At 64.5% G+C, this 13,987-nt stretch carries 10 protein-coding genes; 8 read left to right on the forward strand and 2 right to left on the reverse strand.

Features of this window, described 5'->3' with window-relative positions; translation table 11 throughout:
• Nucleotides 1-255: 255 nt before the first annotated feature.
• The 8 genes from J0A91_RS10590 (at nt 256) to J0A91_RS10625 (ending at nt 10,433) form a co-directional block, all read left to right on the forward strand.
• Nucleotides 256-2,403 carry a TonB-dependent receptor gene (locus tag J0A91_RS10590; protein WP_083224623.1) on the forward strand — a complete coding sequence of 716 codons (2,148 nt, stop codon included), beginning with the start codon at nt 256-258 and terminating at the stop codon, nt 2,401-2,403.
• A 109-nt stretch (nt 2,404-2,512) separates the two neighbouring features.
• Nucleotides 2,513-3,523 carry an alpha/beta hydrolase gene (locus J0A91_RS10595; RefSeq protein ID WP_069204890.1) on the forward strand — a complete coding sequence of 337 codons (1,011 nt, stop codon included), beginning with the start codon at nt 2,513-2,515 and terminating at the stop codon, nt 3,521-3,523.
• A gap of 144 nt (nt 3,524-3,667) precedes the next feature.
• Complete coding sequence (locus J0A91_RS10600; RefSeq protein WP_069204891.1) at nt 3,668-4,921, forward strand: sarcosine oxidase subunit beta family protein; 1,254 nt, start codon at nt 3,668-3,670, stop codon at nt 4,919-4,921.
• Nucleotides 4,922-4,931: 10 nt separating this feature from the next.
• Nucleotides 4,932-5,222, forward strand: coding sequence for a sarcosine oxidase subunit delta (locus tag J0A91_RS10605; protein ID WP_069204892.1), 291 nt, complete (start codon nt 4,932-4,934; stop codon nt 5,220-5,222).
• A complete protein-coding gene (locus tag J0A91_RS10610; RefSeq protein WP_069204893.1) occupies nt 5,222-8,149 on the forward strand; it encodes a sarcosine oxidase subunit alpha family protein in 2,928 nt (975 codons plus the stop codon). The genes J0A91_RS10605 and J0A91_RS10610 overlap by 1 nt, the downstream gene beginning before the upstream one ends.
• Nucleotides 8,142-8,681: a sarcosine oxidase subunit gamma gene (locus J0A91_RS10615; protein WP_069204894.1), complete on the forward strand. Its 540-nt coding sequence runs from the start codon at nt 8,142-8,144 to the stop codon at nt 8,679-8,681. Before J0A91_RS10610 ends, J0A91_RS10615 begins: the two co-directional genes overlap by 8 nt.
• Nucleotides 8,678-9,538 (forward strand): formyltetrahydrofolate deformylase, encoded by an 861-nt coding sequence (purU, locus tag J0A91_RS10620; protein WP_069204895.1) that lies wholly within the window; start codon nt 8,678-8,680, stop codon nt 9,536-9,538. Before J0A91_RS10615 ends, purU begins: the two co-directional genes overlap by 4 nt.
• A gap of 34 nt (nt 9,539-9,572) precedes the next feature.
• On the forward strand, nt 9,573-10,433 hold the full coding sequence (locus tag J0A91_RS10625; RefSeq protein WP_069204896.1) for a bifunctional 5,10-methylenetetrahydrofolate dehydrogenase/5,10-methenyltetrahydrofolate cyclohydrolase: 861 nt from the start codon (nt 9,573-9,575) through the stop codon (nt 10,431-10,433).
• Nucleotides 10,434-10,466: 33 nt separating this feature from the next.
• Here the strand turns inward: J0A91_RS10625 and J0A91_RS10630 are convergent, their stop codons facing one another.
• Nucleotides 10,467-11,453 carry an alpha/beta hydrolase gene (locus J0A91_RS10630; RefSeq protein WP_083224624.1) on the reverse strand — a complete coding sequence of 329 codons (987 nt, stop codon included), beginning with the start codon at nt 11,451-11,453 and terminating at the stop codon, nt 10,467-10,469.
• Nucleotides 11,454-11,516: 63 nt separating this feature from the next.
• Entirely contained in the window at nt 11,517-13,787 is a 2,271-nt protein-coding gene (locus J0A91_RS10635) for a TonB-dependent receptor (RefSeq protein WP_069204897.1), read from the reverse strand.
• Nucleotides 13,788-13,987: the final 200 nt, after the last annotated feature.

The raw sequence follows: 13,987 nt of genomic DNA on the forward strand, positions 1-13,987 counted from the left end.
AAGAGTTGACATGTCAACGCAAGGCTCGGTAGCTTCGCGTTAATAGGATACAGGTCTGTATCAAGACCTCTTTCCGGAAAACGATAACCGCTGGCCGGCACGGTTCGGCGTAGGCTGGCCTGTGCGCTTGCGAGCCGCCAATTCAACATCCGCCGCGCGGCTTTCTGGCCGTGCGAGCGATTGGGTCGGGTGACCCGGAGCGTCGAAGAAGTGGTCCAAACCGAACTCAAATAAACGAAAGGGGAGAAAACTACCATGCGGATCCACACCAAGGCCCTTCTTCTGGCATTCGCCAGTGCTCTGCCTGTGCAAGCCGCGATGGCGCAGGTCGCCGCGCAGTCCGCGCTCGAGGGGCCGAAGGCGGATGACTCGGCCGCGCTCGATGAGATCGTCGTGACCGCGCGTAAGCGCGAGGAGAGATTGGCCGATGTTCCAGCGACGATCGATGTCTTCTCGGCGAAGGATTTGACGGCCGCCGGCAATACGACGATCAGCGACCTGTCGACCCGGCTTCCGAACTTCTTCATCACTTCCCCGCGCGTGACCCGGATTTCGGTAACGATGCGCGGCCTGGGCGTGCCGGGGGTCGGCCTCTACATCGACGGCGTGTACCAGCCTTCGGACGTGGCCTTCGCCACCCCGTTGTTCGACCTCGAGCGGGTTGAGGTGCTCAAGGGGCCGCAGGGCACCCTCTACGGGCGTAACGCTTATGCGGGCGCGATCAGCTACGTCACCCGTGCGCCGACCAACCAGGTCGACGCCGAGATCAACGGCGAAGCGGGTAACGCCGGAACCGTGCGCGGTTCAGCAACCCTTGCCGGACCCATCGTTGAAGATATCATCACCGCTCGCGTATCAGGTGCGATCCAGCGTCGGTCGGGCTTTCGGAATTTCAGCGACGGCACCGATGCTGATCGCGACGATTACGAAGCCTTCACGGGTCGCCTGAAAATTACGCCAGCCAGCAATCTATCGATCGACCTGAAATACACGTACCTCAACAAGCTGGGTCCGTCGTTCCTCTACTATCAGGTCAAGGACATCAACGACAAACACGGCCGTCTGTTGCTGACGCCGAGGTTCGGCGCGGCGACAGGCGCGCTTGCCGGCAGCCGACCGGAAAGCCGGCTTCGCAGCAACAGCTATTCGGGCAAGATCACCTACTCAGCCAGTACTTTCGATCTTATCGGCACGACGGCGTACAACAGCCAGCGATATAGCGACACGTACGACGTCGACATGAGCCCTCCCGACGTCTTCGTCGCGCGGGGGACGGGCTCCTTGCGAAACTTCAGCCAGGAAGTGCGTGCCCAGTCGACCAACAGCAGCCCGTTGAAGTGGCTCGCCGGAGTCTATTACGACCACGGCAAGACCGGAGATTGCGGTTCCTGCGGCAACATACTCGGCGGCGTCGCGCTCGGCGGCACATCGATCTTCCAAAGCAATCCGACGACCGAAGTCACCACCTATGCCGGTTTCACCGATCTCGAATATGCGATGAGCGACCATGTCGTGGTGGGCGGGGGTGCGCGCTATGACGAGATCACATCGGAATTGCAGCCGCTGACGGGTTCCCGCGTGCGCGCCAAGTTCCATGGCTTCCAGCCCAAAGTGACGGCGCGCTACCGGTTCACTCCAGAAACGCAGATCTACGCGTCGATCACCAAAGGCTTCACGCAGGGCGGCTTCAACGCGCCGCTGGCCGGCACGACCAGCGCCCAGAAGACCTTCCCCAACCAGACGCTCTGGTCATACGAAACCGGCTTCAAGAGCAGCTTCGACGAGCGGCGCGGCAATATCTCCATCGCGCTGTTCTACATCGACGCGCAATCGTTCAACGCGGCGGCGACGGTCCCGACGCCGATCGGGCCGCGCGTGGTCACCGTGCCCGTCGGCAAGGTCAAATCCTACGGCGTCGAGGTCGACAGCTCCTACCGCATCACGCCGGAGTTGCTGTTCGAAGTGAACGGCGGCTTCAACCCGGTCACGCCGACGGTGCTATCGCCCAACATCGCGCCCGGCATCGGCAATGTCGATGAGCAGTTCCAGCGTGCGCCGAAATGGAGCTACCGCGTGGCCGCCACCTATACCAAACCGGTGTCGGACAAGCTCTCGCTGGAGTTCAATGGTGCGGTCAACGGCATCGGCCCGACCCACTTCTGTGGCGAGGCGCAAGTGTTCGGACCTTGTCCGACACGTGACCCCTATACCTTGGTCGACGCCAGCACGTCGCTCGTCTGGTCGCGCTATCGCGTAACCCTCTTCGCGCGCAACCTGTTCAACACGACGTACGCGACGGACTGGTTGGCCAAGACCGCGCTCGCCCAGTTCGGTGCGCCCTCGGCCGGCTCGGTCTACGGCGATCCGCGATATTGGGGCGTTCGCGTCAACGCGAAATTCTGATCGAGTCCGGGGCGCAAAACAGCGGGAGCGACGATCCGGGCTTGGATCGGGCCTCCGCGCTGCAAGCGCTTCGCGAAGTCCGATCCGTGTAGAAACTGGGAGGAAGGCCGTGAATTATCCTATCGATCGTAGATCCGCCTTGTCGATCGGCGCCGGGGCCATCGCCGCCGCCGCCGCCGCGACCTTACCAACGCGCTCTTCCGCGGCGAAGACCCCGACGGGCCTCGTGGAATCCGCGCCGTCTTTCGAGGCGCTCTTTCCGTCCACGCGGTACTACGAGATAGAGTCGCGCATCGCAGGAGCGCGTTTCGCCGCCTGGGTCACGCTGCCAGCACAATACGACGCCGACCGCACGAAGACCTATCCGATCGTCTACCAGATGGATGGCAACCTCTTCCTGCCGGCTACCGCGCCGTTTCACCAGGGAGAGGGCGATAAATTGTCTCCCCATATCCCCTTCATCATGGTTTCCGTCGGCTATTCGAAGCGCGAAAGCCACGCTTGGCCGTGGCTGCGCATCCGCGATTTGACCCCGCCCGGCGAGGCGGTTCCCGATGTGATCCGCCAGACGGTCGAACCCGCCGTGAAGGCGGGTCGCCTGTCGCAAGACGAAGGTCGACGCTATCTGGCGATGTTCGCCAACCCGGCGGCGGACGCGTTCCTTGCCTTTCTCGAACAGGAGCTTCATCCCCAAATCGCGACGGCCTTGCGGGTCGATGAGACCGACGTCGCGCTTTGGGGCTATTCCTATGGTGGTTTGTTCTCGACCTATGTCGCGATCGAGCGCTCGGATCTGTTCAAGTGCGTCGGCGCAGGCAGTCCGGGAATCGTCGCGGAAAATAGCCAAATCTTTAAGCTGTATCAGCAAGCCGTCGCCTCGAAGAATGACTATTCAGGTCGTCGCCTGCACGTCACCCTTGGCGCGCGCGAGCTCGCGCAGCCGAGCCTCTATCAGTGGATCATCGCGCGCGGCACCAGCGAGCTGCTCGCCCAAACAGCACTGCATCCGTTGCCTGGACTCAAGGTTTCCGGCGAGATCATCCCGCTGGAAACGCATCTGACCGGGGCGGTGCCGGGATGGTTCAGCTTCGTCCGCGCTTGTTATCAGAGCCCGCGGTAACCCGGTGCCGGCAGCGCGTCTCATCCCGGCGTTGCGTCCAGGGCAGCTGACGTTGCGGTTTATCGAGGTGACCTGCGAATTCGAGCTTGACGAAAGGTGGTGGGGCTCCCACGATACAGTTCTGTATCGGGATCGCTCAAACAGATGACGAAATATTCCGCCTTCAATGTACTTCTGCAGGGATTGCGCGGACAGCAGGGCTGGACGCCGGCCTGGCGATCGCCCGAACCCAAGCGGCGCTATGATGTCGTCATCATCGGCGGCGGCGGTCACGGCTTGGCGACGGCGTACTATCTCGCAAAGGTTCACGGGATACGGAACATCGCCGTTCTGGAGCGCGGCTGGTTGGGCGGCGGCAATACCGGTCGCAACACGACGGTGATCCGCTCCAACTATTATTATCCCGCCAGCGCCCGGCTCTATGACCTGTCGTTGAAGCTCTACGAGGGCCTGTCGCGAGAGCTGAACTACAACGTGATGTTCAGTCAGCGCGGCATCGTGATCCTGTGTCATAGCCGCCACGACATGGAGGGGGCCGAGCGGTGGGTCGGCGCGATGCAGCTCAATGGCGTCGATGCGGAGATGATCTCCACCGACGACGTCAAGCGCCGCATCCCCGCGCTCGATACCTCCCGCGATGCCCGCTTTCCGGTGTGGGGCGGCTTCATGCAAAAGCGCGCGGGGACCGCGCGCCACGACGCCGTCGCCTGGGGATATGCGCGGGCGGCTGACGCGCTCGGCGTCGACATCATCCAAAACTGCGAAGTCCGGGGCTTTCGCAAGACTGAGACGGGCCGGGTGACCGGGGTCGAGACCAATTTCGGTGTGATCGAGGCGGACAAGGTCGCCATGGCCGTGGCGGGTCACTCCTCGATGGTGGCCGAGATGGCGGGCTTTGCGCTGCCGGTGACCAGCTACGCGCTACAGGCGTTCGTGTCCGAGCCGCTAAAGCCGGCCCTCGACACGGTGATGCTGTCTTTGGCCACGGGTCTCTATGTCAGCCAGTCGGACAAGGGGGGGCTGGTGTTCGGCGGGGGACTCGATCACTATCCCTCCTACGCCCAGCGCGGCAATTCGCCGACCATCCGCGAAGTCGCCGGCGCGCTCGCCGAACAGATGCCTTCAGTGGGCCGGGTGCGCCTGGCCCGTCACTGGGCCGGCATCGTCGATATCGTTCAGGATTCCAGCCCGATCCTCGGCGAGACGCCGGTCCCCGGCCTCTACATCAACTGCGGCTGGGGGACGGGCGGGTTCAAGGCCATTCCGGCGGGGGGCTATCTGCTGGCTCACCACCTGGCCACCGGCCACGCCCACGAGATTGCCGAGCCCTTCGGCCTGAACCGGTTTTTCACGGGCGCCCTGATCGACGAGGCCGCGGCCTCTGGCATCGCGCACTGACGAGGCGAACATGCTGCTGATCCATTGCCCCTGTTGCGGGCCTCGTGATGAGGTCGAGTTCCACTGTGGGGGCCAGTCTCACATCACGCGGCCGGGCCCGCCCGAGACGGTCTCCGACACGCGATGGGGCGACTATCTGTTCACGCGCATCAATCCCAAGGGTGTCCACTTGGAACGCTGGCTTCACACGGCCGGATGCCGCCAATGGTTCAACGTCGCGCGCAGCACGGTGACTCATGAAATCATCGCGGTCTATCGAATGGGCGAGGCCGCACCCGATCTGACGATGGGAGTCGTCTGATGAGCGGGCGTCGCCTGCCGCGCGGCGGCCAGATCGATCGCGCGCGTCGCGTGCGGTTCCACTATGAGGGCCGGGTTCTGGAAGGGTTCACGGGCGATACTTTGGCCTCAGCCCTGCTGGCCAACGGCGCGTCTATCGTCGGTCGATCGTTCAAATACCATCGGCCGCGCGGGCTGATGGCTGCGGGCGTCGAAGAACCTTGCGCTCTGATGCAAGTCGGGGTGGCCAGGCGTAGCACCCCCAACGTTCGCGCCACCGAGGTCGAGCTCACCGAAGGCCTTCAGGCCCGGCCCGTGAACTGCTGGCCGAGCGCGCGGTTCGATGTCGGCGCGATCAACAATGTGATCAGCCGCTTCATCCCGGCCGGCTTCTATTACAAGACGTTCATGTGGCCGGACTGGCACCTGTTCGAGCCGATCATCCGCAAGGCGGCGGGTCTGGGCAAGGTGTCCGCCGATGCCGATCCGGATCGCTACGAACATCGCTATGCCCATTGCGACGTCCTCGTCGTCGGGGCGGGCCCGGCCGGCCTCGCCGCGGCCCTGGCAGCGAGCCGTCAGGGCGAGCGAGTCATGCTGGTCGAGCAGGACACCACGCTGGGCGGCTCGCTGCTGAGCGTCCCGGCGTGCATCGACGGCCGCGACGGCGGCGAATGGCTGGACGGAGTCGAGGCCGAGCTCGAGGGGGCTGGCGAAACCGAGATCCTGACGCGCACCACGGCGGTCGGCTATTTCGATCACAACAGCGTCAGCCTCGTCGAGCGCTTGGCCGATCATCCCGGTGCCGGCGCTCCGGATGCGGTGCTGCGCCAGCGGCTCTGGACTGTCCGGGCCAAGCAGGTGGTGCTGGCCACCGGCGCGCTTGAACGTCCGCTGGTCTTTCCCGGCAACGACGCACCCGGCGTCATGCTGGCCTCGTCCGTGCGCCAGTATTTGACCCGGTGGGCGGTCCTGCCGGGTGACGCCACAAGCCTGTTCACCAACAACGACAGCGCTTATGGCGTGGCGCACGCGCTGCTCGATGCTGGCGCGACAGTTCCAGGCTTGGTCGACAGCCGCCGCGCGCCGCCGTCTGGACTGGTCGAGGCTCTAGTCGCGCGCGGGGTTCGGGTGTTCACCGGCGCGGAGATCGTCAAGACCAACGGCGCGCGCGGATTGCGCGGCGTGACCGTGCGCACCGGAGACGGCCGTTCGGTGCGCGTGCCCTGCGATGCCCTCGCCATGTCCGGTGGCTGGAATCCGACTGTGCATCTGTTCTCCCAGTCGGGCGGCAAGCTGACTTGGGACGCGAGGATCGCCGCGTTCCGACCCCACGTCTCGGTTCAGGCCGAAGTATCGGTGGGCGCGTCTAATGGGGATTTCACCTTGGGCGCGGCGCTGACGGGCGGCTGGATGGCGGCGGGGGGCGATGCCGGCCAAGCGCCGGTCGCGTTCGACGCGGCCCCGGCCTGGACCATCGAACCGCTCTGGCGAGTCGAGGCCGAAGGCAAGGCTTTCGTCGATTTCCAGCATGACGTGACCGCCGGCGACGTCGCCCTGGCCAAGCGCGAGGCGTTCGTCTCGGTCGAGCACCTCAAGCGCTACACCACCCTTGGCATGGCGCCCGACCAGGGCAAGACCTCGAACGTCAACGCCTTGGCTATCATGGCGGAACTGACGGGGCAGGGCATGGCGGAGGCCGGTACGACGCGGTTCCGCTTCCCCTATACGCCCGTTAGCCTGGCGGCGCTGGGCGGCCACACGAGGGGTTCGCTGTCCCGGCCCTACCGTCGCTTGCCAACCCACGAGCGTCAACAGGGGGCCGGCGCGGTGTTCGAGGAATATGGCGCCTGGCTGCGCCCGGCCTATTATCCCAAGCCTGGCGAGACGCCGTACGCGGCCGAGCAACGCGAAGCGCGCGTCGTGCGTGAGGGTGTCGGCCTCTTCGAAGGCTCGCCGCTCGGCAAGATCGAGGTGGTCGGCCCCGACGCCGCCGAGTTCCTCGATCGCATCTACGCCAACACCATGTCGACCCTGAAGGTCGGCCGCGCCCGTTATGGCCTGATGCTCAACGAATTGGGCGTGCTGATCGACGACGGCGTCACGCTACGCCTCGCCGAGGACCGCTTCCTGGTCGGCACGACCGGAGGCGGCGCCGATCGCATCGCCGCCTGGCTCGAGGAATGGCTGCAATGCGAGTGGCGCGATCTCAAGGTTTTGGTCGCGCCTGTCACCACGGCCTGGGCGGTGCTGACGCTGAGCGGCCCGCGGGCGCGTGAGGTGCTCTACGCGACTGGGGTGGACGTCCCGATCGACGCCGAGGCTTTCCCGCACATGACCTTCAGGGACGGTCACGTGGCGGACGTCCCGGCCAGGGTGGTCCGCGCCAGCTTCACCGGCGAAGTCACCTACGAGATCAACGTTCCCGCCGACCGCGCCGGCGAGCTGTGGGACCGCCTGATGAAAGTTGGTCAGCCCTACGGCATAACGCCGGTCGGTATCGACGCCTGGATGGTGCTGCGCACCGAGAAAGGGTTCATGCACATCGGGGCCGACACCGATGGCGAGACATCGCCAGTCGATCTCGGCTGGGGACAGGTTCTCAAGCGTAAGCACGACTTCGTGGGACGGCGTTCGCTGTCGCGGCCAGCCAACACGCGCGAGGATCGTCTGCAATTCGTCGGCCTGGAGTGGGTCGGATCGATCGAGACTCTGCCGATCGGCGCCCATCTGCGCGGGGCGGGCAAACGCGAGGGCAGCGAGGGCTACGTAACCTCGACCGGCTTTAGTCCGGCGCTCGGGCGCGGCGTCGCGCTGGGCATGGTCAGGGGCGGCCGCGCCCGCCTGGGCGAGGAGTTCGACGTCGTCACGGGCGCGGCCAAGGGCGCACGCGTTCGCATCAGCCAGTTGGCCGCCTACGACATCCCTGGAGAACGCCTCAATGGCTGACGTCCGCGCGGCTTGGACCCTCCAGCGGCCGAGCCTTTCCATAACTGAGTCGGCGGTTTCGCTTTCGATCCTGCGCGTGATGCGCGACGACGTGGACGCGGCGACTGAACTCGAAGCGGCGTTCGGGTTCGCCTGGCCGACCCGGCCCAATAGTCTCGTGAAGATTGGCCTTCGCGTCGCCTGGCTGGCGCCGGGCGAGTGGGCGATCTTCGCGCCTGCCGACCAGATTTTTGGTCAGGTCACGCAGGCGTGCTCGGGTCGACTGCACCACCTCGGCGACCTGTCGGCCGGGCGGCGTGCCTGGCGCATCTCGGGCCCGGCGGCGCGGGTGCTGATCGCCAAGGGCTGCAGCCTGGACACGCACCCGCGGGTGATGTCCGAAACACAATGCGCCCAGACCCTGCTGACGCAGGTCTCCGTTCTGATGCTCGCCGAGCCGGCGACATCCACCTTCGACATCGTGGCCGACGCGAGCTTCGTCGGCCACTTGCGCGACTGGTTCACCCAGGTCTCGCAGGAGTGTATTGCATGACCGCCCTTCACTACGTGATGCTTGTCAAATGCCCCGACACCCTTGGCGTCGTGGCCGCCGTTTCCGGCTTCCTGGCGGAAAATCGCTGCTCGATCGGCGAATCCCAACAGTTCCTCGACGAGGAGACGGGCCGTTTCTTCATGCGCATCACCTTCGCGCCCGAAGAGGTTGAGGGGTTTGATCTGGCGGGCCTCGGCGAACGCCTCGCCGCCATCGCCGAGCGTTTCCAGATCGATTTCAAGCTGTTCGATCCAGCGACCCGGCCGCGGGTGCTGATCGCCGTTTCCAAGTTCGGCCACTGCCTGTTCGACCTGCTGCACCGCTGGCGTGCCGGACTTCTGCCGGTCGATATCGTCGGGGTGCTCTCCAACCACGACGATATGCGCTCGTTCGTCGAGTGGAGCGGGCTGCCCTATTATCACCTGCCCGTCGATAAGGCCGACAAGCGGCCGCAGGAGCAGCGGTTCTTGAACCTAATCGCCGATCGGAAGGTCGATCTGGTGGTGCTGGCGCGCTACATGCAGATTCTTTCCGAGGAGATGTGCGAAGCGCTGTCTGGGCGCTGCATCAACATTCACCACTCGTTCCTGCCGAGCTTCAAGGGTGCCAAGCCCTATCACCAGGCGCATTCGCGCGGGGTCAAGATCATCGGCGCCACGGCGCATTATGTGACCACCGATCTCGACGAGGGGCCGATCATCGAGCAAGGCGTCGAGCGTGTCAGCCACGCCAAGTCAGCCGAGAACCTGGCGACGATCGGTCGGGATATCGAGTGCGCTGTGCTAGCGCGGGCGGTGACGTGGCATGTCGAGCACCGCGTTTGTCTGAACGGGCAGCGCACCGTGGTGTTCAGTTGATGGACGCTCCCGCCGCCGGCGCGGACGCCGCGCCATGACCGCGCTGGCGATAGACGGCGCGGCGCAGGCCGGGGCCGTGCTTGCCGATGTCCGCGCGCGGGCCGCCCGTATGGCGCGGCGGCCGGGTCTGGCGGTGATCCTGGTGGGGGACGACCCCGCCAGCCACGTCTACGTGCGCAGCAAGCTCAAGCGCGCGGCCGAGGTCGGGTTCGAAAGCCGTACCGCGCGGTTCTCGCTCGAGGTCAGTGAAGCGGACATCCTGGCCCATGTCGCTGCGTTCAACGCCGCGCCGGAGGTGGACGGCATATTGGTCCAGCTACCGCTGCCGGACCATATCAACACGCTGAGGGTGATGGCCGCGATCGATCCGGACAAGGACGTGGACGGGCTGCACGCCCTCAACGCCGGCAAGGTCGCCCAGGGCGGCGCCGGCGGGCTGACGCCTTGTACGCCGCTAGGGTGCCTGATGCTGATCAAGTCCGTGGCGCCCGATCTGACCGGCATGAACGCGGTGGTCTTGGGCAGTTCCAATATCGTCGGCAAGCCGATGGCGGCGTTGCTGCTGGCCGAGCGGGCGACCGTCACGGTGGCCCACATCCACACGCGCGACACGCCGTTCCTGTGCTGTGGCGCGGACGTGCTGGTTACGGCGGTCGGCAAACCACGTCTGGTCAGGGCCGACTGGATCAAGCCGGGCGCGATCGTCATCGACGTCGGTATCAACCGAGTGGCGACGCCCGAGGGCGGGAGTCGTCTGGTCGGCGATGTCGATTTCGACGCGGTGCGTGAGGTGGCCAGCGCGATCACGCCCGTGCCCGGCGGAGTGGGGCCGATGACCATCGCCTGCCTGATGCTGAACACCTTGACTGCCGCGCAGGCGCGGCAAGTCGGGTGAGACTTCGGGGCCGGGCCGCCGAGCCGGCGTGTGTCAACCTTTGCGTCCGTAACAGGCGCGCAGAAAGCTGAACCACGCCGGGATCGTCGAGGTGAGATGGGTTTCCAGCGGAATCAACTCCGCCGAAACGTGCAAGCCGGGCAAGGGGTTTTGCGAAGTCTTGGCGAGCAATTCGCTCGCGCCGCGGGCTGTAAGCCACTGATAGATGCTCGGGTCGGTCCATTCGCGCCCCCCGAGCGTGACGTGGAGTCGCCGGCCCGAATAGTCTGTCTTCGCGGCGAGGGCCTCCTGGTACAGTTTGAAGATCTGGCTGCCTTCGAGGATTCCCGGGCTGCCGGCGCCGATGGAATTGAACAGGTCGGACCGCTTGATCGCGACATAGGCGGCGAACAGGCCGCCATAGGAATCGCCCCAGAGGCCGACGTCGCTGTCGTCGATCCGATAGGCTTTGGCGAGGAGCGGATGGAGTTCGTTCTCCAGAAAGCCCAAGAACTTGTCGGCCGCCGGCGTGTCGAACATCTTGAGGTAGCGGTCGGCTTCGTCCCGCGCCAGCTTGCCGTATTGCACGGACGCTTCCACCGCCTGACGCATAACCTCCGGAACGGCTTCATTCGGCGGGAGGAAATCGCGGACGCGCAGCCAGGTCCACGCCTGACTGTCTTCCTTCGAATATCCGACGGAGACAAGAATGAACGGCCGCTGAGGCGCGATGACGTCGCTTGTTCCGGCTTGGTGGAAGGGCGCCGTCGCGGGGAAGAAAAGGTTTCCATCCACCTGGTAGACGACCGGAAACTTCTGCGCGTCATCAGCGTCATACTGCGGCGGCGGTGTGACCCAGGCCGAGAAGCGCGCCCCGGCGATTTTCGAATCCAGCTCAAAATAGCGGGTCGAGGGAAAGAGTGCGGCGAAGGACGGTTCGAGTTCGGTCAGTGTGGTCGAACCCGATGCTCCTGGCGCTCTGGCGTCGGCGGCCGTGGTGTCGGGCGATGGGCCGGACCCGTGATCGACGGAGTTTTCCATGAAGTTCCTTCTTTATTTTCACTTTGGTGCAGGTATTCGGTGCAGAGCTATCGAGAGCGTCCGCTAGAACGTCGTGCTCACGGATAAGACGAAGGTGCGCGGGCGCGTTAGATACGCGTATGACGGAGCTCCGGTCACATAACTCGAGACCGTCACATGATCGGTGACGTTCTCCACACGGAACTGGACCTGATAGTTGCGGAGCTTGAGTCCGGCGCGTAAATCGATGGTCGTGTTGCTCGGCAGCCGGACGTTGGGGTCGGTCAGGCTACCCGGGAACGACGTCACCCGATCCGACTGATAGCGGAGCGTCGCGCCCAACTGGCCTTGCATGTCACCGGCAAGTGGAACCAACTGATCGAGTGTGGCGGACGTCGTCCAGCGCGGTGTCTGGGGGATTCGGTCCCCCGCGGCCGCGCCCGCGATGGCGGTTACGCCGGGGTCGACTTGGGTCAGTCGCGAGTTGGTGTAGCCTACATTCGCCGTGGCGGTGAGAAGCCGCGTTGGCCGTCCGGTGATCTGAGCTTCGAACCCGTCCACCTGCGCCTTGCCGGCGTTGGCAAGCAACTGCGAGGTGTTGAAGAGGGTGTAGAGTTGGATGTCATTCCAGTCGATATGATAGGCGGAAGCCTCGAAGCTGAGCCTTCTGTCGAAGGCGTCGCCTTTGATACCGATCTCATAGTTCCAGACCGTGTCGGGATTGATCTGAGTCTGGGCGCCGGGCGGTACGATCGCCGCGACCTGAGGACCGCCGGGCCGGTAGCCGCTCGCTGCGCGGACGAAAACACTCAGGTGCGGGGTCGGCCGCCACCGCAACGTCGCCAATTGGGTGAGATGGTCGTCCTTCGCATGAACCGCCGGAAGCTGCACCGGCCCGCCTAGGAAGGCCGTATAATACACGCCACTATAATTTAGATTGAAATCTTCTTTGTTGTGTGAATATCGAAGACCGCCAGTGATATCGAGATTGTCTGCAAGGTAGACAGTGGCGTTGCCGAAGCCGGAAATCTCTTCGTATGTGTCCTTGACGGGCGTCGAGATGATCGTGCCCAGAGGTGTTGGTAGATTTGCATTTGTGGTCATGTTTCTCGCCACGACATTGGTTGGCGACGTCATGTGTTCATGGGTGTAGAATCCTCCGACGACAAACTCGATTCTTCCCAGTTTCTTGGACACGAATCGAAGTTCGGCGGTCTTCTTCTCCATATCGACCCTGGATTCGATGGCGACCCCAGTGCCTGCCGGATAGGCGAAGCCGGCCGTCGCGAAAATCGGGAGGTAGGACGCGTAGGTCGTGTTCGCGTCGGTCTGCAATTGGAGCTGGCTTTTAAGGTACGCGCTGGTCGCGATGATCTGGCCGGCATCGGTTTGGTACTGCCCAGTGATCGAAGCCAAACGGTATCGGACCAGGGTCGGCGCATCGAAGAAGTTGTTGAACTTGCGCGTGCCGACATCCGGCGTGAGGGTTCCGGCCACGCTCGTCTGTAGCGCGGGACCGCGCGTATCGATGTCTTGCATCTGGCCGACCACATCGACGGAAAGCCGTATATCGGGCGTCCAACGCAGGGCCAGGCGCCCGCCTTTATAGTCGCTACGATTGACGTTGTCGGAGCCGGTGCCGACGTTGTCGACGTACCCCGGCGCGCGCCGACAGAAACCGGTGGCGCGCAAGGCCAGCCGGTCGGTCACCAAGGGCGCGTTGATCGTGGCGCTCGCCGAATAGCCGAAGCCACCGCCGTCGATCGCGGCCAGCTCGGCGCGGGCGCTGCCTGAAAATGCGGTCACGTCGGGTTTCTTCGAAACGAGCCGGATGACGCCGCCGAGGCTTGAAGCGCCGTAGAGCGTGCCTTGTGGTCCTTTCAAAACCTCGACGCGGTCGATATCCGTCAGTTCAGGATCCGGCGCGATGAAGGCGCCCCCACCATTCGCCGAACTCGCTGTGAACGGCACTTCGTCCATGTAGTAAACTGTCGTGGCGGACTGTTGCAGCGTGCCAGTCGTCAGGCCACGGATGAAAATCTTGCCGTAGCCGGGGCCGGAGCCTTCCTGCACGGTCAGGCCCGGCGTCAGTGTCGCGTAATCACGGACCGACCTCACGCCCAGGGTGCCGAGGGTGTCGCCGGTCATCACCGTGATCGCCGAGGGGACGTCGCGCAGCTTTTGATCGCGCTTGCTCGCGGTCACGACGATGTCGGCCACAACCGCGCCGGAGTCCGTCTTTGTGGGCTCGGCTGCTTGGGCGCTCGCGGTCGTCTGTGCTGCGGTGCCGGTGGCGGCGAGGCACAAGGCCAGCATGCTCGCCGACATACAAGCCGATGTGTTCAGAGCGCGCATCGCATCCCCCTTTTGGTCGGCACCGTTCCGTGCTGGACGTTTGTCTTCTTGGGACCGACTCATGAGCTGGCCGAGAGCGATGCTAGGCGGTCGGTGGCGAGGCGGCTTTCTCGCGCCGCCAAAAAACCTTCGAGCGCCGCCAAAATGACGCTCGAAATGTCGGGCGCGCCCTGTCGTTGCAATGTAAGGTCCTGCCGCCC

Source organism: Sphingomonas panacis, from assembly GCF_001717955.1.
Taxonomy (GTDB): Bacteria; Pseudomonadota; Alphaproteobacteria; order Sphingomonadales; family Sphingomonadaceae; genus Sphingomonas; species Sphingomonas panacis.